Here is a 492-nt window from a genome sequence, read left to right on the forward strand (position 1 = left end):
GGTTGATACTGGCCATCGACTTGAAGATTTCAGTGTTGGCTACCGAGCCATTAGAAAGCGTTAGCGCATTATTGAGTAGCTTAAGTGTCTTTATATGATTGCGGGTGGTATAGAAGGTTGCCAAGGCATATTGCATCTCAGCTGTGTTTAACGCTTCAGAGCCTTCTAGTTGTAGGAAACTGCGTCTGGCATTGGTGTCCCCAGTTTGCGACCACAAGAAGTAAAGCGTTTCCGGTGTATCAGATTTCGATAGCTCATCAACAATGCGCTCAGACTCTTCGATACTGTGCATTAAAGAGGTAAAGCGACGCTCTTGCAGCTTAGATTGATCGATCGTTTCGATCTGTGCCGCGAGCTCTAGGCACTTTTTGTAGGCAGTGACTAATTCGAATTCTTTAATTTTGTTGATTTCGGTGGGTTGCTTCTGAACTTCAAATCGATGCCAGATGAGGTCGGTACGTGCGACACGACATTGCCCATCGTTCATGTTCA

At 45.5% G+C, this 492-nt stretch carries 1 protein-coding gene; it reads right to left on the reverse strand.

What is annotated here, in order from left to right; all coding sequences use genetic code 11:
* On the reverse strand, positions 1 to 492 hold a 492-nt coding region (locus AB4512_RS22990; protein WP_372175837.1), incomplete at both ends, for a DUF2989 domain-containing protein.

The organism is Vibrio sp. 10N.222.52.B7 (assembly GCF_041474275.1).
Classification (GTDB): domain Bacteria; phylum Pseudomonadota; class Gammaproteobacteria; order Enterobacterales; family Vibrionaceae; genus Vibrio; species Vibrio crassostreae_C.